The 25,177-nt window shown below is 64.8% G+C and carries 36 protein-coding genes and 1 tRNA gene; all 37 read left to right on the top strand.

Features of this window, described 5'->3' with window-relative positions; genetic code table 11:
* The first annotated feature begins 3 nt into the window (after window positions 1–3).
* The 37 genes from GSQ95_RS20940 to GSQ95_RS20760 all read left to right on the top strand — a co-directional run bounded on the left by GSQ95_RS20940 (window position 4) and on the right by GSQ95_RS20760 (window position 25,171).
* Window positions 4–402 carry a hypothetical protein gene (locus GSQ95_RS20940; RefSeq protein WP_158891901.1) on the top strand — a complete coding sequence of 133 codons (399 nt, stop codon included), beginning with the start codon at window positions 4–6 and terminating at the stop codon, window positions 400–402.
* Window positions 402–725 (top strand): hypothetical protein, encoded by a 324-nt coding sequence (locus GSQ95_RS20935; protein WP_158891899.1) that lies wholly within the window; start codon window positions 402–404, stop codon window positions 723–725. Before GSQ95_RS20940 ends, GSQ95_RS20935 begins: the two co-directional genes overlap by 1 nt.
* Window positions 722–958, top strand: coding sequence for a hypothetical protein (locus GSQ95_RS20930; protein WP_158891897.1), 237 nt, complete (start codon window positions 722–724; stop codon window positions 956–958). The genes GSQ95_RS20935 and GSQ95_RS20930 overlap by 4 nt, the downstream gene beginning before the upstream one ends.
* A gap of 58 nt (window positions 959–1,016) precedes the next feature.
* Window positions 1,017–2,606 (top strand): cellulase family glycosylhydrolase, encoded by a 1,590-nt coding sequence (locus GSQ95_RS20925; RefSeq protein ID WP_158891895.1) that lies wholly within the window; start codon window positions 1,017–1,019, stop codon window positions 2,604–2,606.
* Window positions 2,607–2,639: 33 nt separating this feature from the next.
* Complete coding sequence (locus tag GSQ95_RS20920) at window positions 2,640–3,011, top strand: Gp49 family protein (protein WP_218580220.1); 372 nt, start codon at window positions 2,640–2,642, stop codon at window positions 3,009–3,011.
* 2 nt (window positions 3,012–3,013) lie between these two features.
* Entirely contained in the window at window positions 3,014–3,199 is a 186-nt protein-coding gene (locus GSQ95_RS20915) for a hypothetical protein (protein ID WP_158891893.1), read from the top strand.
* Complete coding sequence (locus GSQ95_RS20910; RefSeq protein ID WP_158891892.1) at window positions 3,199–3,531, top strand: HNH endonuclease; 333 nt, start codon at window positions 3,199–3,201, stop codon at window positions 3,529–3,531. The genes GSQ95_RS20915 and GSQ95_RS20910 overlap by 1 nt, the downstream gene beginning before the upstream one ends.
* Before the next feature lie 171 nt (window positions 3,532–3,702).
* On the top strand, window positions 3,703–4,272 hold the full coding sequence (locus GSQ95_RS20905; protein ID WP_158891891.1) for a terminase small subunit: 570 nt from the start codon (window positions 3,703–3,705) through the stop codon (window positions 4,270–4,272).
* The gene (locus GSQ95_RS20900) at window positions 4,269–5,951 is read left to right on the top strand and encodes a terminase large subunit (RefSeq protein WP_158891890.1); all 1,683 of its coding nucleotides are present in this window, start codon (window positions 4,269–4,271) and stop codon (window positions 5,949–5,951) included. Before GSQ95_RS20905 ends, GSQ95_RS20900 begins: the two co-directional genes overlap by 4 nt.
* A 26-nt stretch (window positions 5,952–5,977) precedes the next feature.
* Window positions 5,978–7,240, top strand: coding sequence for a phage portal protein (locus GSQ95_RS20895; protein WP_256664673.1), 1,263 nt, complete (start codon window positions 5,978–5,980; stop codon window positions 7,238–7,240).
* Window positions 7,241–7,243: 3 nt separating this feature from the next.
* On the top strand, window positions 7,244–8,113 hold the full coding sequence (locus GSQ95_RS20890) for a head maturation protease, ClpP-related (RefSeq protein WP_158891888.1): 870 nt from the start codon (window positions 7,244–7,246) through the stop codon (window positions 8,111–8,113).
* Between the two features lie 11 nt (window positions 8,114–8,124).
* The gene (locus GSQ95_RS20885) at window positions 8,125–9,345 is read left to right on the top strand and encodes a phage major capsid protein (protein ID WP_158891887.1); all 1,221 of its coding nucleotides are present in this window, start codon (window positions 8,125–8,127) and stop codon (window positions 9,343–9,345) included.
* Window positions 9,346–9,385: 40 nt separating this feature from the next.
* On the top strand, window positions 9,386–9,787 hold the full coding sequence (locus GSQ95_RS20880) for a hypothetical protein (RefSeq protein WP_158891886.1): 402 nt from the start codon (window positions 9,386–9,388) through the stop codon (window positions 9,785–9,787).
* A 3-nt stretch (window positions 9,788–9,790) separates the two neighbouring features.
* Window positions 9,791–10,267, top strand: a complete 477-nt coding sequence (locus GSQ95_RS20875; RefSeq protein ID WP_158891885.1) for a head-tail connector protein — start codon at window positions 9,791–9,793, stop codon at window positions 10,265–10,267.
* Entirely contained in the window at window positions 10,267–10,605 is a 339-nt protein-coding gene (locus tag GSQ95_RS20870; RefSeq protein ID WP_158891884.1) for a phage head closure protein, read from the top strand. The genes GSQ95_RS20875 and GSQ95_RS20870 overlap by 1 nt, the downstream gene beginning before the upstream one ends.
* Window positions 10,606–10,607: 2 nt before the next feature.
* Window positions 10,608–11,042, top strand: coding sequence for an HK97-gp10 family putative phage morphogenesis protein (locus tag GSQ95_RS20865; RefSeq protein WP_158891883.1), 435 nt, complete (start codon window positions 10,608–10,610; stop codon window positions 11,040–11,042).
* On the top strand, window positions 11,042–11,407 hold the full coding sequence (locus GSQ95_RS20860) for a DUF3168 domain-containing protein (protein ID WP_158891882.1): 366 nt from the start codon (window positions 11,042–11,044) through the stop codon (window positions 11,405–11,407). The genes GSQ95_RS20865 and GSQ95_RS20860 overlap by 1 nt, the downstream gene beginning before the upstream one ends.
* A gap of 64 nt (window positions 11,408–11,471) precedes the next feature.
* Window positions 11,472–11,966 (top strand): phage tail tube protein, encoded by a 495-nt coding sequence (locus tag GSQ95_RS20855; RefSeq protein ID WP_158891880.1) that lies wholly within the window; start codon window positions 11,472–11,474, stop codon window positions 11,964–11,966.
* 9 nt (window positions 11,967–11,975) lie between these two features.
* On the top strand, window positions 11,976–12,350 hold the full coding sequence (locus GSQ95_RS20850; protein WP_158891878.1) for a phage tail assembly chaperone family protein, TAC: 375 nt from the start codon (window positions 11,976–11,978) through the stop codon (window positions 12,348–12,350).
* A gap of 14 nt (window positions 12,351–12,364) precedes the next feature.
* Window positions 12,365–12,658 carry a hypothetical protein gene (locus tag GSQ95_RS20845; protein ID WP_256664672.1) on the top strand — a complete coding sequence of 98 codons (294 nt, stop codon included), beginning with the start codon at window positions 12,365–12,367 and terminating at the stop codon, window positions 12,656–12,658.
* 80 nt (window positions 12,659–12,738) lie between these two features.
* The gene (locus GSQ95_RS20840; protein WP_158891876.1) at window positions 12,739–13,173 is read left to right on the top strand and encodes a hypothetical protein; all 435 of its coding nucleotides are present in this window, start codon (window positions 12,739–12,741) and stop codon (window positions 13,171–13,173) included.
* A gap of 53 nt (window positions 13,174–13,226) precedes the next feature.
* The gene (locus tag GSQ95_RS20835; RefSeq protein ID WP_158891874.1) at window positions 13,227–16,010 is read left to right on the top strand and encodes a phage tail tape measure protein; all 2,784 of its coding nucleotides are present in this window, start codon (window positions 13,227–13,229) and stop codon (window positions 16,008–16,010) included.
* A gap of 12 nt (window positions 16,011–16,022) precedes the next feature.
* On the top strand, window positions 16,023–16,607 hold the full coding sequence (locus GSQ95_RS20830) for a hypothetical protein (protein ID WP_158891872.1): 585 nt from the start codon (window positions 16,023–16,025) through the stop codon (window positions 16,605–16,607).
* Complete coding sequence (locus tag GSQ95_RS20825) at window positions 16,607–17,206, top strand: hypothetical protein (RefSeq protein WP_158891870.1); 600 nt, start codon at window positions 16,607–16,609, stop codon at window positions 17,204–17,206. The genes GSQ95_RS20830 and GSQ95_RS20825 overlap by 1 nt, the downstream gene beginning before the upstream one ends.
* Before the next feature lie 4 nt (window positions 17,207–17,210).
* Entirely contained in the window at window positions 17,211–17,609 is a 399-nt protein-coding gene (locus GSQ95_RS20820) for a hypothetical protein (RefSeq protein WP_158891868.1), read from the top strand.
* Complete coding sequence (locus GSQ95_RS20815; protein ID WP_158891999.1) at window positions 17,609–20,554, top strand: DUF1983 domain-containing protein; 2,946 nt, start codon at window positions 17,609–17,611, stop codon at window positions 20,552–20,554. Before GSQ95_RS20820 ends, GSQ95_RS20815 begins: the two co-directional genes overlap by 1 nt.
* Window positions 20,554–20,841, top strand: coding sequence for a hypothetical protein (locus GSQ95_RS20810; RefSeq protein ID WP_158891866.1), 288 nt, complete (start codon window positions 20,554–20,556; stop codon window positions 20,839–20,841). Before GSQ95_RS20815 ends, GSQ95_RS20810 begins: the two co-directional genes overlap by 1 nt.
* Window positions 20,838–21,545, top strand: a complete 708-nt coding sequence (locus GSQ95_RS20805; protein ID WP_158891864.1) for a hypothetical protein — start codon at window positions 20,838–20,840, stop codon at window positions 21,543–21,545. The genes GSQ95_RS20810 and GSQ95_RS20805 overlap by 4 nt, the downstream gene beginning before the upstream one ends.
* 2 nt (window positions 21,546–21,547) lie before the next feature.
* Window positions 21,548–22,165, top strand: coding sequence for a hypothetical protein (locus GSQ95_RS20800; RefSeq protein ID WP_158891862.1), 618 nt, complete (start codon window positions 21,548–21,550; stop codon window positions 22,163–22,165).
* Entirely contained in the window at window positions 22,162–22,452 is a 291-nt protein-coding gene (locus GSQ95_RS20795) for a hypothetical protein (RefSeq protein ID WP_158891860.1), read from the top strand. Before GSQ95_RS20800 ends, GSQ95_RS20795 begins: the two co-directional genes overlap by 4 nt.
* On the top strand, window positions 22,449–22,787 hold the full coding sequence (locus tag GSQ95_RS20790) for a hypothetical protein (protein ID WP_158891858.1): 339 nt from the start codon (window positions 22,449–22,451) through the stop codon (window positions 22,785–22,787). The genes GSQ95_RS20795 and GSQ95_RS20790 overlap by 4 nt, the downstream gene beginning before the upstream one ends.
* The gene (locus GSQ95_RS20785) at window positions 22,784–23,143 is read left to right on the top strand and encodes a DUF1353 domain-containing protein (RefSeq protein ID WP_158891856.1); all 360 of its coding nucleotides are present in this window, start codon (window positions 22,784–22,786) and stop codon (window positions 23,141–23,143) included. Before GSQ95_RS20790 ends, GSQ95_RS20785 begins: the two co-directional genes overlap by 4 nt.
* Window positions 23,144–23,259: 116 nt before the next feature.
* Window positions 23,260–23,769, top strand: coding sequence for a glycoside hydrolase family protein (locus GSQ95_RS20780; RefSeq protein ID WP_158891854.1), 510 nt, complete (start codon window positions 23,260–23,262; stop codon window positions 23,767–23,769).
* Window positions 23,766–24,179: a hypothetical protein gene (locus GSQ95_RS20775; protein ID WP_256664671.1), complete on the top strand. Its 414-nt coding sequence runs from the start codon at window positions 23,766–23,768 to the stop codon at window positions 24,177–24,179. The genes GSQ95_RS20780 and GSQ95_RS20775 overlap by 4 nt, the downstream gene beginning before the upstream one ends.
* On the top strand, window positions 24,176–24,442 hold the full coding sequence (locus GSQ95_RS20770; RefSeq protein ID WP_158891852.1) for a hypothetical protein: 267 nt from the start codon (window positions 24,176–24,178) through the stop codon (window positions 24,440–24,442). The genes GSQ95_RS20775 and GSQ95_RS20770 overlap by 4 nt, the downstream gene beginning before the upstream one ends.
* A gap of 77 nt (window positions 24,443–24,519) precedes the next feature.
* A complete protein-coding gene (locus GSQ95_RS20765) occupies window positions 24,520–24,957 on the top strand; it encodes a hypothetical protein (protein WP_158891850.1) in 438 nt (145 codons plus the stop codon).
* A 107-nt stretch (window positions 24,958–25,064) separates the two neighbouring features.
* A tRNA-Pro gene (locus GSQ95_RS20760) sits at window positions 25,065–25,171 on the top strand.
* The last annotated feature ends 6 nt before the right edge of the window (window positions 25,172–25,177 follow it).

Below are 25,177 nucleotides of genomic sequence, written 5' to 3'. Positions count from 1 at the left end.
CGTTTGGCCGACTATTTCCCTATCTTGCCGATCCTGCGAATGATGAAGATGCAGCGGCACACAAGCCCAGCCACCGTGCTGGGCTTTTTCATTTCCGAGAGGACCAAGCCAGTGGAAAAGCTCCTGGACTGGGCGCTGGTCGGCTTCCTCGGGATGCTGGGTGGGCTTGCCAGCCTGTTCTACCCCGGCGCCACTTCAATGCGATTCGACTGGAAGACCTTCGTCGGCAAGCTGGTGGTGGCGTTCTTCGTGGGCAAGGTGGCCGGCGAGTTCATCGATGTCTCCAACCAGTACCGGGCTGGCATCATCATGCTGCTGGGCTTCTTCGCTTACCCGGTGCTCGGGGTGCTGGAGGTCAAGGTCAAGTCTGCTGTGGAGCGCTTCAGCCCCGGAGGCCCCTGATGTTCATCGTTTCGATAATCGCCCTTGTGGCATATGCCCTGGTCATTGGCCGCTGCGCCGTCTTCCTGTCCCTGGGAGGCCGGTTCCGCCAAGACGACCACGCCGAGATCGCCTTCCTGATGGTGTCGACCGTCCTGCTGATGCTCGGCCACATCCAGCTCTGGTATGCCGAGCCCTGGAAGATGGTCAATAACAGCGACGGCAGCGCCTTGGTAGTGGGCCACTCGGTCTTCATCGCCGGCTACATCTTCCACCGCGTCGGCTCACTGATCGTCGGCCGTGATCGCCGGGTGTCCGAGCGCCGGCAGCAGGCCAGGCAGTGAAGCGGCTCAAGCAGACCGTCCACTATCTGATCGCCTGCGCCATCGTCTTCGTGCTCGGCTGTGGCATTGGCGTCGTCGGGCGGATCACTGACTGTCGTACCGACATGCGCACCATTCATGCCGCGGCGCCAGGCGATAGCGTCGGCCAGAAGCTCTACGAACTTGAGGTCACTGCCTGCGCGCTGCCTGAGCAATGGAGTGGCCGCAAGGCGCCACTCGAAGACTACCCGTAGCACCAACATCCTCGGCCCGAGCTGCGTATTCCGGTGCCAACACTCACCGGAGAGCAACATGACCGTTACCCTGAAGGAATTGGGCGACACGCTGACGACTGCGCAAAAGCAGCTGGCGGAACTGGTTGCTGCAGAGAACCCGAACCCCACGCCGATCCCGGAAAAGCCGGTCGGAAGCCTGCCGCTGGACACGACCATCCGCGGCGCCTTCGACAAAACGCTGATCCTGCCCTACAGCTCGCTCATCCTGGCGGGCCAGGTCGTGATCCAGCTGGCTACCGGCCAGGCGGTGAACGTGATCAGCATCGGCCGACGCGACAATGGCGACCTGACGGCAGTGATCGACCAGAGCATCGGTGACCCGTCCAAGGTCATTGGCAAGGGTGCCACTGTGCGCGCCCGCTATGCCAAGCCTGATCTGGTGCCAGTGCCCGAGCCGCTACCCGAAACGCCAGTGGTGACGCCCCCGGTCGCTGAGCCGGATCCCATCACGGTGCCTGGCGTGGCGGTGCTCAAGAACATCCCTTACCTCGGCATCAACCTGGCGGCCCACGCTAACGCCAACCAGGTGCTGCCGGGCGAGGCCGGGACCCACTTCAAATGGCCGAGCCGTGCAGATGTCCGCTACTACGTGGGCGAACTGGGCTTGCGGCTGTTGCGGTTCCCCTATGCGCTCCAGCGAGCCACGCTGCTCGATTCGACCGGCCTGCCAGTCAAGGGTGGCCAGCTCGACCCGACCTTCGTCGCCAAGATGAAAACCGTGCTGGGCTGGATCCGCGAGGACTCGAACGGCGAGGCGCTGGTCATCTTCGATCCGCACCACTACTGGCGCATGTACCGCAACCAGACCGCGCTAGTTGATGGCGTGCGCAAGCAGACTGGCGCGCTGCTGCCGGCCGGTGAGGCAGCCGGGCAGGGTGGCCGCTGGAAGCGTCTGGAGCAGGTGCTGATCGACGACGCCAACGGCTGGGGCGCGGCGGACCTGGGCGATCACATCGCCTCGATGGTCACGACCTTCGATGAGTCGATGATTCTAGGCTACGGCCTAGGCAACGAGCCCTATGCATCAGGCGGAGCCCTGGACAGCCTCACGGTCACTGCGATGGAGGCCAAGGTCGTCGCCGACGTGAACACAATGCTGCCGATCATCCGCAAGGTGACGAGCAAGCCGGTGTTTATCTGCGGCAACCAGTGGGCGTCCGCTCGCAACTGGGCAACCGTCAGCGGCTCGTTCGCGGCTGGCATCAAGGACCCGGCGAACAACTGGATCCCTGAAGTTCACGGCTACGGCGACCTCAGCGGCGACTCCAGCGGCAAGTACAACAGCGGCAACCTGAACGCCTTCCCGGTGGAGCAAGTGGCCAACGTCTTCCGTCCGGCCTACAGCTACTTCGCCGCCAAGGGCCTGCGCGGCTTCGTCGGTGAGACCGGCATCCCGCCGACTGACTCGGCGCGTGCTGCATTGGTCCGGGCACTGGATGAGGCCAAGGCCAATGGCGTCCCTGTCACCCTCTGGATCGCTGGCGGTGATGGCGCCATGAACGGCGAGAAGATGAACCTAGACGACGCTGGCCACGCCGCCACGCGCGAGCTGATCAAGGCTCGCGCCAGTGAGCGCATGGCTGAGTGGAAGGCGCCCAGAGCGTGACATGTCACGAGATCAACTATCGGAGGTTTGCCAGTGAGCGACGACCAGAGCATTGAGCAAGAGATCCAGGCCAAGGGCCTGACCGCACCGCGTGTGACCCCGGCCGATATCGAGGCGAACATCAGTGGCGCGTACTACTTCACTGCCGAGTCTGCCGTCCAGGCGACCCTGCACGAGCAGGACGAACTCACTCGCCTGACTGGTGCGCATGGTGAGTTGGGACTGCTGACCTTCTGCGTGCTGGTGCTGCGCAATGGCTACACCGTCACCGGTGAGAGCGCCTGTGCCAGCCCTGAGAATTTCGATGCCGAGGTCGGCCGCAAGATCGCCCGCGCCAATGCCGTAAACAAGCTCTGGCCGCTGATGGGCTATGCGCTCAAGCAGCAACTGCACGACGCGAGCTGACCATGACTGAGCATCAGGAGCTGATCGCCGCACTGGCACGCCAGACCCAGGCAATGCTGGAACTCGCCGAGAGCAATAGGCTGTTGGCCGAGAGCAACCGCGAGATGGTCGACTTCCTGGCTGACCAGCAGGATGAAGGCGACATCGGCGGCAGTCCTCGCTTTGATCTGGCAGGAAAGCCCCTCTGATGGCCAAGCTACGGATGCTCAAGCCCAAGACCAAGGTTCTCGACACGGCCAAGGTGAAGGCTAGGCCGGCAGGCACCACGGACTGGGGGAGCGGGCGCGGCGGCAGGCCCTGGCGCCGCCTACGTGAAGAGATCCTCAAGCGTGACGACTACCTCTGCCAGTGCGAGGAGTGCCGGCTGCTGGGCCGCGTGAGACCAGGCAATGAGGTCGACCACATCGTGCCACGTTCGCAAGGTGGAACGGACGATCCCTCGAACCTCAGGGCGATCAACGATGAATGCCACAAGCTGAAGACTCGGCGCGAGTCGCTGGCGGGTGCTGGGCTGGCCTGAGGTCAGCGTGTGGCACGTCAATTCCCCGTGTAGCACGTCACAGGCCCTCTTTTTGCACCGTTATGGTGCAATGCACCAATAGGGGGCGGGTCAAGAGTTCCCAGGGCATAGGGTCGGACACCGCGCCTCCCCGCACGCACAGATTTTTTTCCTCCCACAGGTTTCTGTTAAATGTCCCTCACCCCGAAAAAGGTCGCCTTCATCGAAGCGATCAGGGGAGGTGCGTCCAACAAGGACGCGGCAATCGCCGCCGGGTACTCGGCCAAAACCGCGTCAGCAGCGGGTTCGCGCATGGCGAAGGATCCCGACGTGATGCTGGAGCTGCATAAACTCAACGCCCTGTTCCCGAACGGCGGCGGTGTTAAAGCAGATGTTAAAGCGGGTGTTAAAGCCGAGCGCCCCAAGCGAGCACCGAAGACGACTGCCGAGCCCGCTGCGGGGCCGGCAGATGAACCTGCTGACGACTCGGCGGATGAGGATGAGTCGGCCGGCTTCGACCTGGCCAAGGCGCTGACCCACTCCGATCCGAAGGACTTCCTGCTGGCGGTGATGAACGATGGCGGCACTGAGCCGAAGCTCCGTGTCGACGCGGCGAAGGCCCTGATGCCGTTCATTCACCAGCGCCGCGGCGAGGGTGGCAAGAAGGAGCAGGCGAAGGACAAGGCAAACGCTGCGGCAGGTGGCAAGTTCGGCCCGCGCCAGCCGCCGCAGCTCAGGTCGGTGCCAGGCGGTAGGCCGTGAAGTGGTCGACCGCGTGTCCTGACTGGGAAAATCGGATCGTCGCCAGGGAGTCGCTGATCCCCCAGGGCCCGCTATTTCCCAACCAGGCCGAAGAGGCGCTGAACGTCTTCGGTCAGCTGCGCATGGTCGACGCCACCGGCAGCCCGCTGATGTGCGAGACCGTCCGCCCCTGGGTGAACGAGTTCGTCGCCGCGATCTTCGGTGCCTACGACGCCGAGACCGGGCGCCGGATGATCACAGAGTTCCTGCTGCTGATCAGCAAGAAGAACGGCAAATCGACCATTGCCGCCGGCATCATGCTGACGGCGCTGATCCTCAACTGGCGGCCCTCCGGTGAGTTCGTGATCATCGCGCCGACGAAGGAGATCGCCGACAACAGCTACATCCCGATCCGGGACATGGTGAACGCCGATGAGGAGCTGAAAGAGCTCATCCAGGTGCAGAACCACATCCGCACCGTGACCCATCGCGTCACCGGCGCGACGCTCAAGGTCGTGGCGGCCGATAGCGAGACGGTATCGGGAAAGAAGGCCATCGGCGTCTTCATCGATGAGCTCTGGGTGTTCGGCAAGCGCAACAACGCGGAGGCGATGCTGCGGGAGGCCACCGGCGGCCTCGCGTCGCGCCCCGAGGGCTTCATCATCTGGGCGACCACCCAATCGGATGACCCGCCGGCCGGGGTATTCCGGCAAAAGCTGATCTATGCCCGCCAGGTGCGGGACGGCAAGATCGAAGATAAGTCCTTCCTGCCGGTGATCTACGAGTTTCCCAAGGCCATGCTGGACGCCGGCGCCCACCGGGACGCGGCAAACGCCTACGTCACCAACCCCAACCTGGGGCTATCGGTGGACGTGCCCTTCATCGAGCGTGGCTATGCCCAGGCGCAGCTGGACGGCGAGGAGTCGTTCCGCGGCTTCCTGGCCAAGCACCTGAACGTCGAGATCGGCTTGGCGCTGCTCTCGGACCGCTGGGCCGGCGCCGACTTCTGGGAAAAGCAGTCGGTTGGCATCTGCCAGAGCCTGGAAGACCTGATCGAGCGCTGCGAGGTGATCGACCTGGGCATCGACGGCGGCGGCCTGGACGACCTGCTCGGCTTTGCCGCGGCGGGCCGCGAGATCGGCACCCAGCGCTGGCTGGCCTGGACCCACGCATGGGCGCACCCCTCGGTGCTAGAGCGCCGCAAGGCTGAGGCGCCGCGCTTCCGGGACTTCGCGAAGGATGGCAACCTCACCCTGGTGGAGAACATCGGTGACGACGTGCAGGAGGTCGCCCAGCTGGCCGCCTCGGTGGAGCTGGCCGGCCTGCTGGACCAGATCGGCGTGGACCCGGCCGGCATTGGCGCTATCCGCGACGCCCTGGAGGCGGCCGACATCCCGGAAGAGAAGATCGTCGGCATCTCTCAGGGCTGGAAACTCGGGGGCGCGATCAAGACCACCGAGCGGCGGCTTGCGCAGGGCGCGCTGGTGCACGGCGGCCAGCCGATGATGGCATGGTGCTGCGGCAACGCCCGGGTGGAGCCCCGGGGCAACTCGATCCTGATCACCAAGCAGGCCAGCGGCTCGGCCAAGATCGACCCGCTCATGGCGCTGTTCAACGCGGTATCGCTGATTTCGCTCAATCCGGAGGCCCAGGGCGGCAGCTCCGATTTCTACGACAACCCGATCATGGTAGGACTCTGATGGCGAGCGACAAGAAACCAGGCAGGGTGAAGTCCGCGCTGCTGGACTGGCTCGGCGTGCCCATCAGCCTGCGGGATGGGACGTTCTGGAAGGAATGGAGCGGCAGCACCTCGGCCAGCGGCAAGCACGTCACGGTCGACAAGGCCCTGCAGCTATCCGCGGTCTGGGCGTGCGTGCGACTGCTGTCGGAATCGGTTTCAACCCTACCGCTGCGGCTGTATGAGCGCCGCGACGATGGATCCAGGGTCGCGGCAACGGAGCACCCGCTCTACCGTCTGCTGACCGTGAGTCCCAACGCCGAGATGACCCCGGCGCGCTTCATCCTGATGATCGTGGCCAGCATCGCGCTGCGCGGCAACGCCTTCGTCGAGAAGAAGCGGGTAGGTGGGCGCGTCATCGCCCTGGTGCCACTGCTGCCGCAGTGCATGGTGGTCAAGCGTCTGGAAACGGGCCGGCTGGAGTACACCTACACCGAAAGCGGCAAGAAGCGCGTGATCGGCGAGAAGGACCTGATGCACATCCGCGGCTTCGGCCTGGATGGCGTGTGCGGCCTGATGCCTGTGAGCACAGGCCGGGACATCTTCGGCGCCGCCATGTCGGCAGATGAGGCAGCGGCCAAGGTATTCGCCCAGGGTCTGCAAGCCTCCGGCATTCTGAGCAGCGACGCCAAGCTGACCGATGTGCAGCGCGAGCAGCTGCGCAAGAATCTCACCAACTTCATGGGGTCGACCAACTCCGGGAAGATCCTGGTGGCCGAGGCCGGACTGAAGTACCAGGGGATCACCTTGAACCCCGAAGCGGCCCAGATGCTGGAGACCCGCAACTTCTCCATCGAAGAGATCTGCCGCTGGTTCCGGGTGCCGCCTTTCATGGTCGGCCACATGGACAAGCAGTCGTCCTGGGCGTCGAGCGTCGAGGGCATGAACCTGCAGTGGCTCACCAACGGGCTGCGCCCCCTGCTGGAGAACATCGAGCAGGAGATCAGCCGCTGCTTGCTGGAGAACGACGGGCGCTACTTCGCCGAGTTCTCGGTGGAAGGCCTGCTGCGCGCCGATAGTGCCGGCCGGTCCAGCTACTACACCACCGGCCTGCAGAACGGCTGGATGAGCCGCAACGAGGTCCGGCGGCTGGAGAACCTGCCGCCCATCCCTGGCGGCGACGTCTATACCGTCCAGTCCAACCTGCTTCCGATTGACCAGCTAGGCCAGGCCAAGGACAGCGAGCAAGCCCGCTCAGCCCTGGCGGCCTGGCTGTTCCCTGCCGCATCGCAAGACCAGAAACCGGAGTAACCCATGACCCTCAAGACCATTCCGGCAGCGCCGGAGGCCCGGCCGCGCGCGCAGATCCAGTGCGACCTGATGCCCCTGGCCCTGGAGCGCTGGAACCCGGCGATCAAGGCGGCGGCGTCCGACGACACCACCATCACCATGTACGACCCGATCGGGTTCGACTGGTGGACGGGGGAGGGCGTGACGGCCAAGCGCGTGAGCGCGGCGCTGCGCTCCATCGGCGACAAGGACGTGACGGTCAAGATCAACAGCCCCGGCGGCGACGTGTTCGAGGGACTGGCCATCTACAACCTGCTGCGCGAGCACAAGGGCAAGGTGACCGTCCAGGTGCTGGGGCTGGCCGCCTCGGCCGCCTCCTTCATCGCCATGGCCGCCGATGAGGTGCAGATCGCCCGGGCCGGCTTCCTGATGATCCACAACAGCTGGACCATCGGCGCCGGTGACCGCAACGAGCTTCGCGAGATCGCCACCTTCCTGGAGCAGATCGACGGCACCCTGGCCGACATCTACGCCGTGAAGACCGGCGACAAAGCCGCGGCCATGGCCAAGATGATGGACGTCGAAACCTGGATGGGCGGCAGCGCCGCCGTCGAGGCTGGCTTCGCCGACAGCCTGCTGGACTCCGATGCCACCACCGAAGACACCAACGCGGCAGCGCCCCACCAGGTGGCCGCGCGCCGCATGGACACGCTGCTGGCCAAGCAGGGCATCCCGCGCGCTGAGCGCCGAGCCCTGATTCAAGAACTCAAGGGTACGCCTGGCGCTGCCCCTGACGGTACGCGCGACGCTGCCGAAACCCAGGCCGAACGGGCCGAACTCAACGCCGGGATACAGGCCGCACTGGCCAGCTATTCGGCAGCTGCTACTTCTTAATGGAGAAGACCATGTCCGATATTTCCAATGCCGAACTGCTGAAGAACGTCTCCGCCGAGCTCGAAAAAGCCTCCAGCGACTTCAGCAAGAAAGCCGAAAACGCCCTCAAGGAAGCCCAGAAAGCCGGCAGCCTGTCTGCCGAGACCAAGGCTGCCGTCGACGAGCTGGCCACCACCTGCAACAGCCTCCGCGAGGCTGAAAAGACCCTCAAGGCTCAGCTCGGCGAGCTGGAGCAGGAGTTCGCCCGCATCCCCGGCCAGGCCCAGGCCTCGACCCGCGACACCGTCGGCGGCATGGTCATCAAGAGCGAGGCGCTGAAGCAGTTCGCCGCCAGCGTCGAAGGCGGCAAGCGCGTCAGCGTCCCGGTCCAGGCCGCGCTGATCAGCTCCGGCGTCGCCTCCGGCGTGGTCGAGCCCGACCGCCTGCCCGGCATCGATGTGCGTCCCAAGCAGCGCCTGTTCATCCGTGACCTGATCGCGCCCGGCCGTACCACGTCGCCCGCGGTCTTCTGGGTCCAGATGACCGGCTTCACCAACAATGCCGGTGTGGTGCCGGAGAACACCACCAAGCCGTACAGCGACATTCAGTTCGCGACCCAAGTCACCCCGGTGACCACCATCGCGCACATGTTCAAGGCGTCGAAGCAGATCCTGGACGACTTCGCCCAGCTGCAGTCCACCATCGACACCGAGATGCGCTACGGCCTGAAGTACGTCGAAGAGCAGGAAATCCTGTTCGGCAACGGTACCGGCGCCCACCTGAAGGGCATCGTGCCGCAGGCCTCGGCCTACAGCGCCAAGTTCGCCGTGCAAGACCAGACCGGCATCGACGATCTGCGCCTGGCCATGCTGCAGGCTCAGCTGGCGCGACTGCCGGCCTCCGGCCACGTCCTGCACTTCATCGACTGGGCGAAGATCGAGCTGACCAAGGACGACCTGGGGCGCTACATCCTGGCGAACCCGCTCGGCCTGGCCGGTCCGCTGCTGTGGGGCCTGCCGGTGGTGGCGACCGAAATCCCAGCCTTCCAGGGCAAGTTCCTCACCGGTGCGTTCCAGACCGGTGCCCAGATCTTCGATCGCGAGGACACCAACGTGGTGATCTCCACCGAGAACGCCGACGACTTCGAGAAGAACATGGTCTCGATCCGTTGCGAGGAGCGCCTGGCTCTGGCCGTGAAGCGTCCCGAGGCCTTCATCTACGGCACCTTCACCGTCCCCGCGCCCAAGGCGTAACCCCTGCAAGGGCCGCTTCGGTGGCCCCATGGAGTGACCGATGAAACTACGAACCCTTCGCCCGCTGTTTTTCGGCATGGCCACACTGCCGGAAGGCCGCGTGTTCGTGACCGACGAGCAACATGGACGCGATCTGCTGCGGAATGGATTTGTCGAGGAGCACGACGGCGACGACGAGCCCGAGCTGACGCTGAAAGACGTCTCCCTGGTACCGCCTAGCGGTCTCACCAGCGCATCCCTCACCGGCACCCCGCTTTCGAGTGCGCCGTCGTCCACCACCGCCGCGACCTTCAAGGCCAAGCACAAGGGCGCTGGCAAGTGGATCGTAGTCGACGCTGAGGGCAACCAGGTGGGCGCCTTCATCGGTGACCAGGATGGCGCCAAGGCCGAAGCCGAGCGCCTGGCCGCCGGTGGCGAGCCGCTCAAGGCCACCGAGGAGTAACCGATGTCCGTGATCAGCATAGCGATCGCCATGCAGCACCTGCTGGCCGAGGAAGAGGACCAGGTCTTGGTCCAGGCCATGCTTGATGCCGCCGAGGAATCGGCCAGCCAGTACATGCAGCGGCGGTTCTATGCCGATCAGGACGCGCTGGACGCCGCCCAAGCCGAAGTGCCGGCGGCGATCAGCTCCACCCGTACCCGCTACGAACAGGCCGTGGCTGCCGCTGGCGTAGTGGTTGACTTCAATGACCGCCGGGGCGCGCTTGATCGTGCCGCCCAGGCGTTCGCCGATGCCCGAGCCGACGTCGAGATGAAGGCCCGCGGTCTCGTCATCAACGGCGCAATCCAGGCGGCATGCCTGCTGATCCTCGGTCACCTTTTCGCTAATCGCGAGGACGTGGCCACCGGCGTGACCGTCGCGGAGATCCCCATGGGTTCGCGGCACCTGCTGCAGCCGTACCGCACCGGGATGGGCGTTTAATGCGCGCCGGGCTGCTCCGGCAGCGGGTGATGCTGCAGCGCAACGGTCGTCATCAGGACCCGGACAGCGGCGAGATCATCAATGGCTGGTCGAACCTGACCGAAAAGCCCATACCGTGCTCGGTCGAGCCGGTGAGCGGACGCGAGTTCATCGCCGGGCAGGCCACCCAGAACGAGGTGACGGCCCGGATCGTCATCCGGTACCGCGCCGGTGTCACCGCTGCCATGCGCGCTGTACACCGCGGCGTCACCTACAACATCGAGGCCGTCCTGCCGGACAAGAACTCCGGTCGGGAGTACCTAACCCTGATGGTTTCGGGCGGACTCGACGAGGGCTGACCATGATCACCTTCACACTGACCGGCGTGGATGACGCGATCGATCGCCTGAGCAAGCTGCCGGAGAAAATCCAGAAGCGCTCCGTGCGCCGGGCCGCCCGCGAGGCGATGAAGATCGTCCGGGACGAGGCGATAGAGCGCGCCAATATTCAGGACCGGCCAGATACTCCGATGAACATCGCCGACTTCATCGTGATCCGAGAGGGCACGATCAAGGGCCGGCGGGCTGGCGGGATTGTCATGCGGGTTGGCGTTATGGGCGGCGCCCGCTATGACAAGAACTCGCCGAACCCGACCTACTGGCGCTTCGTCGAGTTCGGGACGGAGAAGGCCGAGGCCCGCCCCTTCATGCGGCCGGCTCTCGACAACAACGTGCCGGACGTCATCCAGACCTTCGTCGACGTGCTCAATGATGAGCTGAATAAGGAGATGGTCTGATGTTTCCACCCCTCTTCAAGGCCGCGGCGGCCTCCGCCTATGTCCGGTCGCTGCTCGGCGAAGACCCGGTGCGGGTCTGGCCTTTCGGTGACGCCGAGGAGAAACCGGCACTGCCCTATGCCGTTTGGCAGGTCATCAGCGGCAGCCCGGAGAACTTCCTGTCCGGCCGCCCTGACGTGGATGCCTTTCGCACCCAGATCGACGTCTACGGCACCAGCGCTGCCAGTGCCCGCGGCGCTGCATTCGCGCTCCGTGAGGCCTTCGAAGGCGTGGCCTACCTGGTGGCCTACAACGGCGAGAGCCGCGACGCCGACACCAAGAATTACCGGATCAGCTTCGACATCGAGTGGATCGTGCTCCGCTGACCCTTCACCGAACCACCCCTCGACCCGCTCCGGCGGGTTTTTTCATGCCCGCAGGAGACGCTCCATGTCCATCAAGACCCAAGGAACCCAGGTCTATGTCCTGGTCCCGCCCGCCAGCGGCACCGGCGCCAATACCGTGCTGGAGATCGAAGGCCTGACCGCCTTCAACCCGGGCGGCGCCCCAGCCGACCAGATCGACACCACCACCCTCAAGGACAAGGCCCGGACCTACATGAAGGGGCTGCGCACCCCGGGTAGCGCCTCCGGCACCGTCCAGGCCGACCCCAGCAAGGCCAGCCACGTCCGCCTGGCGCAGCTCGCCGCCGACGATAGCGACGCCAACCTCAAGTTCGCCGTGGGCTTCTCCGACGGTACCGCAGCGCCCACCGTGGCCAGTGGCGCTTCGGACTTCACCCTACCCACCACCCGAACCTGGTTCACCTTCGACGGCTACGTCTCCGACTTCCCGTTCGATTTCGCCACCAACACCGTCGTGAGCACCGCGCTGGCCATCCAGCGGTCGGGTCCCGGCGCCTGGACGCCCAAGAGCGGCAGCTAAGGAAAAGCCATGAAGCTGAATGACCTGAAAGCCGCCGGCGCCTTTGTCGAAGCGGCGCCGGTGAAGAAGACCATCCAGTGGGACCGCGGCCGGCTCGATTCGAAGAAGAAGCCCGTGATCGACGAGTTCACCGTACTAGTGAAGCGTCAGTCCTTCGGTGTGATCGAGAAGCTCTACGCGCCGGCCGAGGGTGAGGACGAAGCAGCCCTAGCCAAGCGCAGCCGCAATGCCAAGCTGATCAGCGAATGCGTGCTGCTGGGCGAGCAGGGCGACGAGCAGATCCCCTACGAAGACGCCTTGAACCTCGAGCCCAACCTAGCCTTCGCGCTGCTCAACGCAGTGCACGAGGTCAATGGCATCGGGAAAGCCTCCGCAAAAAACTGACCCCCGCCGATGAGATGTGGCACGAGCTTGTGCTGCACGGCATCGGCGGGCGCACGATCCTCGAAGCGAAGGCGCGGCTGACCTACGCCGAGGCCATGGACTGGTACGCCTACATCCGCCGCCGCGGCAGCCTGAACCTGGGAAACCGCCTGGAGCACGGCTTCGCCATGCTGGCCACGGTGCTGAGCCGCATCCATGGCGGCGAGGTGGAGATGGAGGCCTTCATGCCATACGAGGCAGCGCTGGCGCGGGAACAAGACGATTGGGCGACCATCTCCGTCGAGCGTGCGCGGGAGCTATGGCACTGATCGTCGCCGACGCGTAGCGAAGTAGTACCGAAATTTGGTGCTACGCTTCTCACTTCACATGGATTTGAGGCGTTATCGCTATGCGCAAGATGGTGGTGTGTGCCGCTCTGATGTTGGCTTTGACAGGCTGCGAGACCAGCCCAGTTTCGCCCGATGCGGCCAAGCAAGTCTCGCAGTCGAACATCTATGCGTTCTCCAGGAAGTCCGGCCCGGATGATGCCAGGATCGTCTTCACCCAAGATTCTGGGGTAGCGAGTTGCTTCGGCGCCGGAATGTCGGTCTACCTCGACGGCAAGCTTGCTGCGGAGACCGGCCAGGGCCAGAGCGTGAAGCTATACCACGCTCCAGGGCCGGCGCAGCTGAGCATCAAGAATAACGCCATGTGCGCTGGCGGGAGCCTGGTCGGGCTGGTGCTCGACTTGAGGCCTGGCTACTCCTATCAGGTGCGCGGCTACAGGGACATGTGGGACAAGCCGCAGCCCCTGCTCGGCGACCCGCCGCCCTTCAAGTATTGAGTTCGCATCCCAAATAACCCGCTTCGGCGGGTTTTTTATTGGCTGGAGAAAACATGGCAACCCGCTCCCTCGGTAGTTTGACGCTTGACCTGGTCGCCAAGACCGGCGGCTTCGAGCAGGGCATGGACCGTGCCTCGCGCTCCATGCAGCGCTTCAAGGCCGAGACCAGCAAGCAGCAGAACGACCTGGAGAAGCTGCTGGGCAAGATCGATCCGGTGGTGGGGCGCCTGGGTGAGCTGGACAAGATGGAGCAGCAGCTGGCTGCCCACCGCAAGGCCAACCGCCTTCCTGCCGACGACTATGCCGAGTACCTGGGCAAGCTGAACGCCATGCGCGACGGCCTCACGGCCGCCACCTCGGCAAACGACAAGTACACCATGAGCGCCAAGGCCCAGGCCGCCGCGCTGCGTGGCGTGCCGGCGCAGTTCACCGACATCGTGGTGAGCCTGCAGGCCGGCCAGCAGCCGCTAACGGTGCTGTTGCAGCAGGGCGGCCAGCTCAAGGACATGTTCGGCGGCATCGGCCCAGCGGCACGCGCCCTGGGCGGCTACATCACCGGCATGATCAACCCCTTCACGCTGTTGGCAGCCGTAGCCGCGGCTCTAGCGCTCGCCTATAAGCAGGGCAGCGCCGAGCAGGATGCCTTCCGCGTTTCCCTGATCTCGAACGGCAACCTGGCAGGTAAGAACACTGGCCAGATGGCCGACCTGGCCAAGGAAGTCAGCGGCGTGACCGGCACCACCGGCGCCGCCGCTGATGCCCTATCGCAGTTGGTTGCAACTGGGTCATTGACCAGCGACCAATTCAAGGACATGGCCGTCGCCGCCGTGGCATGGGAGTCCGCTACCGGAAAGGCTGTTTCCGAGACGGTCGCCGAGTTCAAGCGCCTGGCCGACGAGCCGACCAAAGCCTCGGCCGCGCTGAACGAGCAGTACAACTACCTCACCGCCGCAGTCTACGACCAGATCCGGGCGTTGGAGGAGCAGGGTAACAAGACCGCCGCCGCCAACCTGGCCGAGGCGACCTATGCCAGTGCCCTGCAGGAGCGCGCCAAGAACATCAAGGCGAACCTTGGAACCCTGGAGTCGGCCTGGAACAGCCTCACCAGCGGTGCCAAGAAGGCCTGGGACGCCATGCTCAACATCGGGCGCGAGGATACCCTGGCGCAGCAGATAGATAAGCTGCAGAAGCAGATGGACGAGCTGCCGGCGCGCAGTTCGGTCACCGGCCGGCAGGCGAGTCGTGATCAGGCCGCCCAGGATGCACAACGCGCTGCCCTACAGGGCCAGCTGGACTTCCTCAAGCAGCAGAAGGCCACCCAGGACTCTATCGCCCGGGCCCAGGGTCTGGCCGCCGAGGATGACCGCGCCGCGATCGCCGCCAGCACCTCGATGCACCAGAAGTACCTGGCAGGCCTGGACAAAGAGGCCCAGAAGAAAAACGCCATCGCCGAGCTGGATCGGGAGCGCGCTGCGCGCCTGCGCGGCACCAGCCCGGATGTAGCGGCCATCGAGCGCGAGTACGCAGCTGCCAGGGCTGGTATCGAGGAGAAATACAAGGAAAAGAGCAGCCCGCGGACCAAGGCCTATACCGACGACGAGGCCACCCGTCTGCTACTGACGCTCAAGCAGCAGGGTGCCGCCCTAGAGGAGCAGCTCAACACCACCGGGAAGATCGGGCCCAAGCAGCGCGAGTTGCTGGAGTTCGAACAGCGGATTGCTGACCTGAAGGAAAAGAAGACGCTTACGGCAGATCAGCAGAGCCTGTTGGCCTCCCAGGACAAGCTGCGCACCGAGTATCAGACCAACGCAGCCTTGGAGAAGCGCATCCAGCTTCAACAAGAGGACGCGAAGATCGCGGCCTATCGGAATAGCCTGAGCAATCAGCTGCAGTCCGAGCAGGACGGATACGCCCAGCAGCTGGCCGGCATGGGCTTGAGCGACAAGGAGCAGCAACGTATCCGCGAGCAGCTGCGAAGCCAGCAGCAGTACCAGCGGCAACTGCGGGAGCTGACCAGCAAGGCAGAGCTGGGAGAGGGCAATGGCGGTATCAGCCAGCGCCAGTACCAGCAGGAGCTGGCTGACCTCGAGTCCTATCACCGGAAATCGCTGGACTCCACGCAGGATTTCTACAAGCAGCAGGATGAGTTCAACGCCGATTGGACCAACGGCGCGAAGAGTGCATTCGCCAGCTATGAGGAAAGCGCCTCGAATGTTGCGGCGCAGACCAAATCCCTGTTCCAAAACGCTTTCAATGGTGCTGAGGATGCCCTCACGAACTTCGTGAAGACCGGGAAACTGGACTTCAAAGGGCTGGCCGACTCCATCATCACCGACCTCATCCGCATCCAGGCGCGCGAAGCGCTGGTCGCGGCTATATCAGCTGCGAGAAATAGCGAAACTGGCCAGTCGTTCATGTCGCTGTTCAGCAAGACCCAGGCAATGGGTGGGGCTTGGTCTGGCGGCGTGCAAATGTTCGCCAATGGCGGGGCCTTTACAAACCAGGTCGTTTCGGCGCCGACAGCCTTTGCGCATGCGGGTGGCCTTGGGCTCATGGGCGAGGCTGGCCCGGAGGCCATCATGCCGCTGACCCGTACGGCTGACGGATCGCTGGGCGTGAAAGCCCTCGCGGGCGGCGGAACCGGCGTGGCCGGGTCTGTCCCGACCAGCGTCGGCGGGTTCAGCCAGACCTTACACATCAACGGCGACGTCAGCCCGGAAACGGTGCAGATGATCGAGCAGGCAACAGCTAGAGGTGCGCAACAGGGTTATCAGCTGGTGCTGAAGGACCTCAGTCGCAACGGCCCGGCTCGCCAGCTGATACGCGGCAAGGGATAATCAGGAGTAACCATGGCTATCGATTGGCCCGCCGATCTCGTGCCGAACGAGATGACCTTCGGCTGCGTCTACAACAACCGCGCCTTCACCTCGACGCTGTCCAACGCCCAGCAGGTGGTTGGCTACCCGGGCGACTACTGGCAGTGCCAGCTCTCCTTCTCAGGCCTGACCCGGGACCGCCACCGGCTGCTGACGGCTATGCTTGGTCGGCTGCGCGGCATGACCGGCACCGTCCGGGTGCCGGCCTGGGACCGCTTACGCACCGATGACATCGGCGCCCCGGTGGTTACTTCCGGCCCGGCCTTCGCTACGTTCCTGCAACTGCAAGGCATGACGCCTAGCAAGAAGGTCTTCAGCCAGGGCGACTACCTGACTGTGGCCGGCGAGATGTTCGAAGTGGTGCAGGACGCCACCAGCGACTCTGCCGGCAAGGCCACGATCAACGTCAACAAGCCGATCCGCAAGACGCTGGCCGCCGGCGCCGCTGTGGAGTACCGCACCCCCTATTCGGAGATGCGGCGGGTCGACAACACCAACAGCTCCAGCGTGCAGCCCATGGTGGCCAGCCTGAGCCTGCAGTTCCGCGAGGCCTTCTGATGGCGACCAGCTTCCCCTTCAGCCAGGCGGTGGTGGACATTATCGCGCGGGGTAACTTCCGCGCGGTCTATGCCGCTCAGCTCGACTTCGTCGACGGCATGGTCTACGCCCACACCGGCCTCGGCGATCTGGTGGTGGACGGCATTACCTACCAGGGCGTGGGCAAGTTCGGTGAGGTGGGCCAGAGCCAGGAGAGCAGCAACAGCAGCTCGCCGATGAGCATTGAGCTCACACTCAACGGCCTCGACACCGCCATCCTCAGCTCCACGACGATCAAGGGCTGCCGCGGGCGCCCGGCGCGCCTGCTGTTTATCGTGATGGATGAGGCGGGCAACTACGCCGCCGACGTGCTGTTCTCCGGCCGGATGGATGCCGCCCAGATCGCCTACGGGGGCAACAGCGAGGACGGCAACAAGATCACCGTTACCCTGATCGACCGCATGGCCGAGTGGAGCCGCACCGGCACCGAGCGCTGGACCGACGAGAGTCACCGCGCCCGCCATGAGGGCGACCGCTTCTTCTTCGCCGTGGCCCAGCTCGCCAGCTGGCCGATCTACTGGGGCTCCGGCAAGGACGCGCCATCCTTCACCTACGAGTAGCGCGATGCGACATCCCGACTGGACCCTCAAGCTTTCCGACACGATCAAGGCCGCCTCCGAGCGGCCTTTTTCATGGGGCGAGTTCGACTGCTGCACCTTCGCCGCCGACTGCGCCGTGGCGGTGTGCGGCGTCGACCCGGCAGAAGCCTACCGGGGCAAGTACAAGACCGAGCGCGGGGCCAAGAAGGCCATCGTCAAGCGCCACGGCAGTGTCGCGGGTGTGCTGGATGCCTATTTCAGCCGGATCAACCCGGCCTTCATCCAACGCGGCGACCTGGTGACCTACCAGGGGGCGAACGGCCTCAGCGTGGCCGTGCGTTGGGCAAACGAATACTGGTCCGCCTGTGAGGGCGGAGTCGCGCGTGTCGAGTGCACGCCGCAGGCAGCCTGGAGAGTCGAGTAATGGCGCAGGGAGTCAGCAAGGTCGCCCAGGTCGCCATCGGTGCCGTCGTCGGCTTCATGAGCGGCGGTCCCTGGGGCGCGGCCATCGGTGCCGGCCTGGCCCTGTATTCGGCCAACCAGCAGGCCAAGCTCAACACGGATACCGCGCAGCAGCAGGAGCCCTCCGCGCAGACGGTCCGCAGCTCCAAGGCTGCATGCCGCTACCTGCTCGGCCGGGTGAGCACTGGCGGTCTGCTGGCCTGGGCCCAAGAGCAGAAGGGGCCGGAGGGCGACGGCGAGTGGCTGCACCTGGTCTATGTCCTGGCCGAGGGTGCCATTGCCGGCGTGGATCAGATCCTGCTGGGCGAGGAGGACATCAACGCCTACGGCGACAGCGTCGAATACGAGGTGGTGATCAACCCGAACCAGCCGAATGCCTTCCTGCTGGCCAACTGCCCAGACTGGAAAGACAGCCAGATTGGCCGCGGCCTGAGCTTCGTGCGCCTGTCGCTGCGCTACAGCGCCGAGCGCTTCCCGTCGGGCATCCCGGACGTGCGCTTCATCGTGCGCGGCCGGACCGACATCTACGACCCCCGCAACGGCATCACCGGCTACAGCGAGAACACCGCGCTGCACCTGCTCTGGTTCCTGCGCAACCGCTGCAACGTGCCGGACGACGAGATCGTGTTCCAGACCTTCGCGGATGGCGCCAACGTCTCCGAGGAGGTGGTGAGCAACGCGGACGGCACCGCCAGCCCGCGCTACGTGACCTCCTGCGCCATCGGCGCCGACGAGCAGCGCACGCAGGTCCTGCAGAAGCTCGAGCAGGCGTGCGGCGGCCAGCTGGTGCGCGTGGGCGGCAAGTGGTCGCTGCAGGTCGGCGCTTACTACGGTCCCTACGACTTCACGATCACCGAGGACATGGTGATCGGTACCGTCAGCGGATCCACCGAAGTCAGCAACGACTCGGCGATCAACATCATCCGCGGCACGTTCATGGACCCGGCCCAGGCCTGGGCGGACACCGACTATCCCGAGGTCCGCATTGCCGAGTGGGTGGCCGAGGACGGCGGCGAAGCGGCCGAGACCCTGTCCTTCAGCTACATCACCGACCCGTACCAGGCCCAGCGCCTGGCCAACATGGAGCTGCGCCGGCGCCGGGCCGGGGGCACGCTGTCGATCCCGCTCAACTTCAACGGCTACAACTGCCGGCCCGGCCGCGTGGTGCGCGTCAACCTGCCCAGCCTGAACATAGATGGCGAGTTCATCGTCCAGGACTGGACCATGACCGCCACCGGCGGCTGCACGGTCAACGTCTCGCAGTACGACGCTGAGATGTTCGGCGATGCCGTGGGCCAGCCCTATAACCCGATCGGCTTCATCAGCCTGCCCACCGGCGGCATCGGCACGCCCACCAACCTGACCTGGACGCCGGCCGATGAGGCTGAGGTCAGCCAGGGTGTGCTGTCGTGGGTGGCGCCTACCCAGGGCAGCGTGCAGGGCTACGTGGTCACCGTGCGCCAGGGCGCCAAGGCGTTGCAGTCCAAGACCCTGGCGGCCGACTCGCTGCAGATCTCGTTCAACGACCTGCCGTCCGGCAACTACACCATGAGCGTGGCCGCGGTGGGCCCTCTGGCGCGCTCGGGCGAGGTGACCATCACCGTCAGCATCGACGGCCCGCCGATCCCGGAGAAGGTCGCGGTCTATGCCAACATCGACGCTATCACCCTGGTGCCAAGCAACCCGCTGCACGGCCTCAACGGCGGCACCTACGAGTACTGGTTCACCACCGACCCGAAGGCGACCGCCGACAAGGCCGAGTACCTGGCTCAGGGCCTTAGCTTCACCCACACCGGCCTGGCCTTCTATTCGAACTACTACTACTTCATCCGGACCCGCAACGCATACGGGGTGAGCGCTTTCCTGAAGGTCAACGCGGCGACCAGCCAGGACGTCGGTGCGATCCTCGATGGCCTTACCGGCAAGATCACAAAGAGCCAGCTGGGCCAGGATCTGCTCGCGCCGATCGGCGCCGCTGAAACCCTGGTGCCGCTGGTATGGAAGGCCGACGCCACCTACACGAAGGGCCAGACGGTCGTCTACACCGACGGCCGCCTCTATGCCTGGAACAGCGACACCGATGGCAACGAGACACCGCCCGGCTCGAACTGGCTGGATGCTGGAGCGGGCATCGCCCAGGCTGGCGCCGTTGCGGCCCAGGTCAACAAGAACACCCAAAGCATCACCGACCTCGACGGCAGGGTGAAGGCGCAGGCCGATAGCGTCACCGGCCTGGTGGCCAGCATCACGCCGCAGGGCGCCGGCGATACCACCTGGGGCGCAGGCGATACCAACGTCTACGCCGGCACGATCACCGTGCAGTCGGTGGCAGCGGACGAGAACCTGGCCCAGGCCCGCCGGACCGACACCCTGACCGCGGCAGTAGGCGACAACGCAGCAGCCGTTCAGGTGACGCAGCAGGCGATCGTGCAGCAGGGCAATACGCTCGGAAACTCGATCAATGGCCTGGCCACGAAGATCTCTTCGTCGTACTCGATCAAGACCGAGATCACGGCCAACGGCACACGCTACGCCGCCGGCATCGCCTTGGGCGTCGACTACTCGGGCGGCGATGTCACCAGCCAGTTCCTGGTGATGGCCTCGCGCTTCGCGGTGCTCAACACCGATGGCAGCACGGTCACATCGCCATTCTTGATCCAGAACGGCCAGACGATCATAAACACCGCCATCATCGGCGACGGCACCATCACCAACGCCAAGATCGGCCAGACCATCCAGTCGAACGACTATGTGGCCGGGCAGACAGGGTGGCGGCTGGACAAGGGCGGCTCGTTCGAGATCAACGGATCGATCGCCGGAGAAGGGCGACTGAACATCACCAATGTTCGCCTGGTGATGTACGACGAGAACAACCGGCTGCGCTTGCTGATCGGGAAGCCATTCTGATGGCCGCTTACGACTTCATCATCAACGATGCGAATGGGCGCCGGATCTTGGACCGCGCCCGCTTCGCCCTTCGGATCATCCACCGGGGCGTCGTCACCAACCCTACCGGTAACTTCACGACCATGACCTACGACGTGCCTGGCGACCTGGGATCGCGCTTCATGATCTGGGTCCAGGAAGACAAGGCGGGGTATGGCATCCCTGCCTATCGGATCGACGGTCGGCGCGTAACCCTCAACATGACCGGCAACCAGTCGGCATTGATCTTGGCGGTGTCCTTCGGATGAGCTACGCCATTCAGCTGTTCAATGAGCAGAACGCCCTGGTGATCGACGGCCAGAACTCGCTGCTCCACTGGATTTTTTCCGCGCAATACGTGGTGGCGGCGAACACCAACAAACCGCTGCAGGTGAACTGGCCGCAGGCCATCACCAGCCAGCAGCCGCCGATGGTCTTCCAGAAGCTCAACGCTAACGGCTACGGCTGCGGCAACTTCCGGCAGTTGGGCAGCCCGGGCAACTGGACCGGCATGACCATCAGCCCGGACATCGTCGGCACCACTGAGACCTACACCTACTGCGTGGCCGTCTTCATGCCGCCGCGCAGCTCGGGGGCCTGGGGCGTGCAGATGTGGGACGCCCAAGGCGGCTTGATCCTGGACGCGGGCTATCCGCAGATGGTGTTCCAGTACGCCACCCGCACCTACCGGCGCGATGGGCCAATCAACCAGAGCGGCTACAACCGCACCTGGTACTGGACCACGACCGACACGTTCTCGGTTAGCGCCAACAGCTACATCCTGATCTCCAACTTCACCGGCTATCTGCTCGATGGAGCGGGGCAGGGGAACGTGGCCAGCTACGGCTATTTCCGCGCCAACACCACGATGGCGCAGTACTACCAGAACTACGACGTTCTCGGCTCGCCGTCGGGTAACGATCCCTACTTCAACTGGCCGTTCATCTATGCGGTCCCCAGCCACGAGGCGTGAGCATGACCCGGCAAGTAATCGACACCACCACGGATCACGGGACGTACCGAGGCGATCCGGGAAAGACCGCTTTCGAAAAGGCCAACGGCAATTTCGAGGAGCTCTATCGCCTCTATCAGCCGGCGGCCAACCGGCTTGGCTACTTCGATGGATCTGGTAACCCTGCATTCACCACGCTGACCGCAGCGGCGCGGGCTCTGTTGGATGATGCGGACGTGCAGACGATGCGCGCGACCCTGGGGCTGGGCTCGGCTGCGCTCGTGGCTGCGCTGGGCTCTGTGGGGAATGGCGATATCACCGAGTACATCGCCAATGCCAACGGCCAATGCTGGCGCTTCGTCAACGGCCTGCAGCTGTGCAAACACATCTTCAACGTGGTCGGCCCGACCCAGGCCTTCGGCGCGCTGTTCATCTCGCCTTCCGCGGCGACCTGGACCTTTCCGGCGCTCTTCGTCGGCGAGCAGCCCATCATCATCCCGCAGAACAGCGCTGAATCGGTCTGGGCCCTGGGCGGTACCGGCCCGAACCAAAATGCCAATGCGCTGTTTCGCTGTATCTATCCTGCATCCCTGGGGTCGACCCAGACGGTAACCGGCATGGCCATTGGGAGATGGAAATGATCATCAAGCTTTCCCCGCAGCGGCGGGATGACACCTTGAAGGTGAGCAAGCGCAGCGACGTGCTGACTATCAATGGCGAACGCTTTGATTTCCGTCCCGTGACCGAAGGGGCCACGCTCCCAGCCGCAGCTATCAGCTGCCCTTGGATTGCCGGCGACGTGACCCGGGTAGGCGGCGAGCTGATCGTGCCGCTGATCTTGCCGCTAGGCCCTGATGCCTCGGAGGCGGCGATGCACCCACTCGATATGATCAGCCCTGCTGACGGCAATTTGGAGCTGCCAACATGAGCATCGACTATTCGAAGCTGATCACCGCTGAGCAGAAGCAGGAACAGGCGCAGGCTTCATTAACCGGCACTTTTGAATTGGCCATCCAAGGACACCTGGATACTGCAGCGAAGGCGCGCGGTTATGACTCCATCGCAACGGCGGTGAGCTACGCCGAAGAGCCGGCGGTGCCCAAGTTCCAAGAGGATGGCAAGGCCTTCCGGGCTTGGCGCTCGCTGGTCTGGGCCTACGCCTATCAAGAGCTGGCCAAGGTCAAGGCGGGCGAGCGCGAGATCCCGGCTCTGGAGGCCTTTCTGGCTGAACTTCCAGCACTGCCCGACCAGGCCACGGCATGAACCGATTCCCGGAGCCGCTGCAGGCCGAATTGCAGACCGACCGCAAGACATGGCGCCTCCTGGCGCCATTTTCGTATCTGGACCCCGAGCATGGCCTGCTGACGGTGCCGATGGACTTTGAGACCGACTTCGCCAGCGTGCCGCGCCTACCGGTGGTGTTCGAGCTGGTCGGCGCCTATGGCCATGCCGCGGCGGTCCTGCACGACTGGCTGTATCGCGGCGCGCTGCTACCGCGCCGGCAGGCCGACCAGGTCTTTTTTAACGCCCTGCGATCAAGCGGCATTGCTCGCTGGCGCGCCTGGCTGATGTGGGGCGGCGTCCGGATCGGTGGCGCGAGCCACTACGGCGCCGGCTGAAATCCTCACGGTCGCGCGGAATCGCACCGCCTGACCCCAACCGCCTCACCGATTCCTCACGATCATGAGGACAACCAGCCCGCCGAGCGCGGGCTTTTTTTCGCCTGGAGAAAACCATGGCTCGAATTGACGAGGCTGCCGCTGGCGGCAGGAACGTGCTCGCCTTCCTGGACATGCTGGCGCGCTCGGAAGGGACATCCACCAGCCAAGCCACCCGCGACGATGGCTACGACGTTATCGTTACCGGACGGGACGGCATCCCCGAGATCTTCACCGACTACTCGACCCATCCGTTCGCCAACGGTCGGAAGTCGAAGGTCATCAACAGCAAGGGCCTGACCAGCAACGCCGCTGGCCGCTATCAGTTCATGCTGAAGGACTGGGCTCACTATCGCGACCTGCTGCGCCTGACCAGCTTCGGTCCGGTCGCCCAGGACCGCTGGGCCATCCAGCTGATCAAGGAGCGCCGGGCGCTGCCAGACATCATCGCCGGCAGGTTCGAGGTGGCCGTTGGGAAGGTGAGCAACCTGTGGGCCAGCCTGCCGGGCGCCGGCTATGGCCAGCCTGAGCACCGCCTGGAGACCCTGGTTGCTGCGTACCAGCGTGCCGGTGGAGTGCTGGCGTGAACGCGCTCTTCGAGCAGTACAGGACGGCCGTGCTCGCGGTCGCCGCAGTCGTGTTGCTCGCCTTGGGCGCCCTGGCCGGTGCCGGCGTCGCCTACTGGCTCACCGCCGATCACTACCGACCGGTCGTCAAGAAGCTGCAGGACAAGGTGACGGACGCTGCCAGCACCCTGGCGTCCTGCCGCACCACCAGCAGCACGCTGGAAGGGCAGGTCGGGCAGCAGAACCAGGCGCTGGCCGATCTCCGCCTGGCCGCCGAGAAGCGCGCCAAGGAGGCCGAGCCGATCCAGCAGAAGGCAGCCAAGGCCGCCGGCGAGGATTACCAGGCAGCCAACCGCCTGCAGCAAGAGCGCACCGGCGGCGACCCAGCGGCGGCCGCTGCCGCGATCATCGACAAGGAGCTGGGCCTATGAGATGGATCATCGCGGGAATGGTCATCGCGCTGGCGGGGTGCGCTGGCCATCCCGCTGCCGAGCCTGAGCCGCGCGTGGTGCGCGTAGAGGTGCCGGTGCCGGTACCGTGCCGGGTGAAGTCGCCGGCGGTACCGGCCTGGGCGGCGGCGGGGCTGCGCAAGGAGGACAGCCTGGAGGTGAAGGTCCGGGCGCTGCTGGCGGAGCGTCGGCAGCGGATCGGCTACGAGCGCGAACTGGTGGCCGGAGTGGCCAGCTGCCAGTGACTGCCGTTCGTCGCTGTCAAGCTTGCTGGCCTAGCCCGGCCTGACTACTGTATGGAAAGCCAGTATCGGGCTATGCCATGGAACAAGTCGACGAGTTCGGCAGCTTCGGGGGTGATGACTTCGACCCGGACTGCCTGGAGATGATCAGGAACCAGCGCGACCTCTACGTCGAGGAGATCGAGATCATGCGCGGGATCATGGGGCGGCTTCGCCAGAACCTACTGACGGTGCTGGCCGAGCGCGATCAGCTGTGGACCGAGGTCAAGATCGTCAGGGGGCTGAAGCAGCTAGGCGTTCAGAAATGGATGGCCGGCGGTGGTGAAGGGGCTCCGGCGCCATCCCTCCAGCCAATCGACGAAAAGTATCACCAGCTGCTGCTTGCCGTGGACATCAGCCAGCGGGAGAGCGCAAACCTCCGCAAGGAGCTAGCCGCAGCTCGATCGATGGCCGTGGACGAGAAGATGGACGCAGACCGGCTGCGCAGCCAGATCAGTTGGCTGCAGGGAAAGCGGTAGGGGATTGGGTGTCGGCAGAACGCCGGAGGGGGGCAGCAGGGCAATCAAAACCCCCGCTGGAGGCCGCACTCCATCGTTTGCATAAGCACAGAAAGCGGCGAAATTTGCGGGGCTGCTGAGGTGGATGTTACCATGAAAATCAATGACTTAGGCTGGAATGGCCCCCTGCATGGGGTGCAAGGGGTCGAGTGTTCGAATCACTCCGTCCCGACCAAATTAA

Origin of the sequence: Pseudomonas sp. BAV 4579 (assembly GCF_009765395.1) — a bacterium.
Classification (GTDB): domain Bacteria; phylum Pseudomonadota; class Gammaproteobacteria; order Pseudomonadales; family Pseudomonadaceae; genus Chryseomonas; species Chryseomonas aestiva.
The sequence above is the reverse complement of the archived record's forward strand: the minus strand, read 5'-3'. Positions and strand labels throughout refer to the sequence as shown.

Excerpts from the sequence above, each read along its gene's own strand:
- GSQ95_RS20935 (WP_158891899.1), top strand. The coding sequence starts at position 402 with ATGTTCATCGTTTCGATAATCGCCCTTGTGGCATATGCCCTGGTCATT.
- GSQ95_RS20925 (WP_158891895.1), top strand. The coding sequence starts at position 1,017 with ATGACCGTTACCCTGAAGGAATTGGGCGACACGCTGACGACTGCGCAA.
- GSQ95_RS20915 (WP_158891893.1), top strand. The coding sequence starts at position 3,014 with ATGACTGAGCATCAGGAGCTGATCGCCGCACTGGCACGCCAGACCCAG.
- GSQ95_RS20910 (WP_158891892.1), top strand. The coding sequence starts at position 3,199 with ATGGCCAAGCTACGGATGCTCAAGCCCAAGACCAAGGTTCTCGACACG.
- GSQ95_RS20905 (WP_158891891.1), top strand. The coding sequence starts at position 3,703 with ATGTCCCTCACCCCGAAAAAGGTCGCCTTCATCGAAGCGATCAGGGGA.
- GSQ95_RS20890 (WP_158891888.1), top strand. The coding sequence starts at position 7,244 with ATGACCCTCAAGACCATTCCGGCAGCGCCGGAGGCCCGGCCGCGCGCG.
- GSQ95_RS20885 (WP_158891887.1), top strand. The coding sequence starts at position 8,125 with ATGTCCGATATTTCCAATGCCGAACTGCTGAAGAACGTCTCCGCCGAG.
- GSQ95_RS20880 (WP_158891886.1), top strand. The coding sequence starts at position 9,386 with ATGAAACTACGAACCCTTCGCCCGCTGTTTTTCGGCATGGCCACACTG.
- GSQ95_RS20875 (WP_158891885.1), top strand. The coding sequence starts at position 9,791 with ATGTCCGTGATCAGCATAGCGATCGCCATGCAGCACCTGCTGGCCGAG.
- GSQ95_RS20870 (WP_158891884.1), top strand. The coding sequence starts at position 10,267 with ATGCGCGCCGGGCTGCTCCGGCAGCGGGTGATGCTGCAGCGCAACGGT.
- GSQ95_RS20865 (WP_158891883.1), top strand. The coding sequence starts at position 10,608 with ATGATCACCTTCACACTGACCGGCGTGGATGACGCGATCGATCGCCTG.
- GSQ95_RS20860 (WP_158891882.1), top strand. The coding sequence starts at position 11,042 with ATGTTTCCACCCCTCTTCAAGGCCGCGGCGGCCTCCGCCTATGTCCGG.
- GSQ95_RS20855 (WP_158891880.1), top strand. The coding sequence starts at position 11,472 with ATGTCCATCAAGACCCAAGGAACCCAGGTCTATGTCCTGGTCCCGCCC.
- GSQ95_RS20850 (WP_158891878.1), top strand. The coding sequence starts at position 11,976 with ATGAAGCTGAATGACCTGAAAGCCGCCGGCGCCTTTGTCGAAGCGGCG.
- GSQ95_RS20845 (WP_256664672.1), top strand. The coding sequence starts at position 12,365 with ATGTGGCACGAGCTTGTGCTGCACGGCATCGGCGGGCGCACGATCCTC.
- GSQ95_RS20840 (WP_158891876.1), top strand. The coding sequence starts at position 12,739 with ATGCGCAAGATGGTGGTGTGTGCCGCTCTGATGTTGGCTTTGACAGGC.
- GSQ95_RS20835 (WP_158891874.1), top strand. The coding sequence starts at position 13,227 with ATGGCAACCCGCTCCCTCGGTAGTTTGACGCTTGACCTGGTCGCCAAG.
- GSQ95_RS20830 (WP_158891872.1), top strand. The coding sequence starts at position 16,023 with ATGGCTATCGATTGGCCCGCCGATCTCGTGCCGAACGAGATGACCTTC.
- GSQ95_RS20825 (WP_158891870.1), top strand. The coding sequence starts at position 16,607 with ATGGCGACCAGCTTCCCCTTCAGCCAGGCGGTGGTGGACATTATCGCG.
- GSQ95_RS20820 (WP_158891868.1), top strand. The coding sequence starts at position 17,211 with ATGCGACATCCCGACTGGACCCTCAAGCTTTCCGACACGATCAAGGCC.
- GSQ95_RS20815 (WP_158891999.1), top strand. The coding sequence starts at position 17,609 with ATGGCGCAGGGAGTCAGCAAGGTCGCCCAGGTCGCCATCGGTGCCGTC.
- GSQ95_RS20810 (WP_158891866.1), top strand. The coding sequence starts at position 20,554 with ATGGCCGCTTACGACTTCATCATCAACGATGCGAATGGGCGCCGGATC.
- GSQ95_RS20805 (WP_158891864.1), top strand. The coding sequence starts at position 20,838 with ATGAGCTACGCCATTCAGCTGTTCAATGAGCAGAACGCCCTGGTGATC.
- GSQ95_RS20800 (WP_158891862.1), top strand. The coding sequence starts at position 21,548 with ATGACCCGGCAAGTAATCGACACCACCACGGATCACGGGACGTACCGA.
- GSQ95_RS20795 (WP_158891860.1), top strand. The coding sequence starts at position 22,162 with ATGATCATCAAGCTTTCCCCGCAGCGGCGGGATGACACCTTGAAGGTG.
- GSQ95_RS20790 (WP_158891858.1), top strand. The coding sequence starts at position 22,449 with ATGAGCATCGACTATTCGAAGCTGATCACCGCTGAGCAGAAGCAGGAA.
- GSQ95_RS20785 (WP_158891856.1), top strand. The coding sequence starts at position 22,784 with ATGAACCGATTCCCGGAGCCGCTGCAGGCCGAATTGCAGACCGACCGC.
- GSQ95_RS20780 (WP_158891854.1), top strand. The coding sequence starts at position 23,260 with ATGGCTCGAATTGACGAGGCTGCCGCTGGCGGCAGGAACGTGCTCGCC.
- GSQ95_RS20770 (WP_158891852.1), top strand. The coding sequence starts at position 24,176 with ATGAGATGGATCATCGCGGGAATGGTCATCGCGCTGGCGGGGTGCGCT.
- GSQ95_RS20765 (WP_158891850.1), top strand. The coding sequence starts at position 24,520 with ATGGAACAAGTCGACGAGTTCGGCAGCTTCGGGGGTGATGACTTCGAC.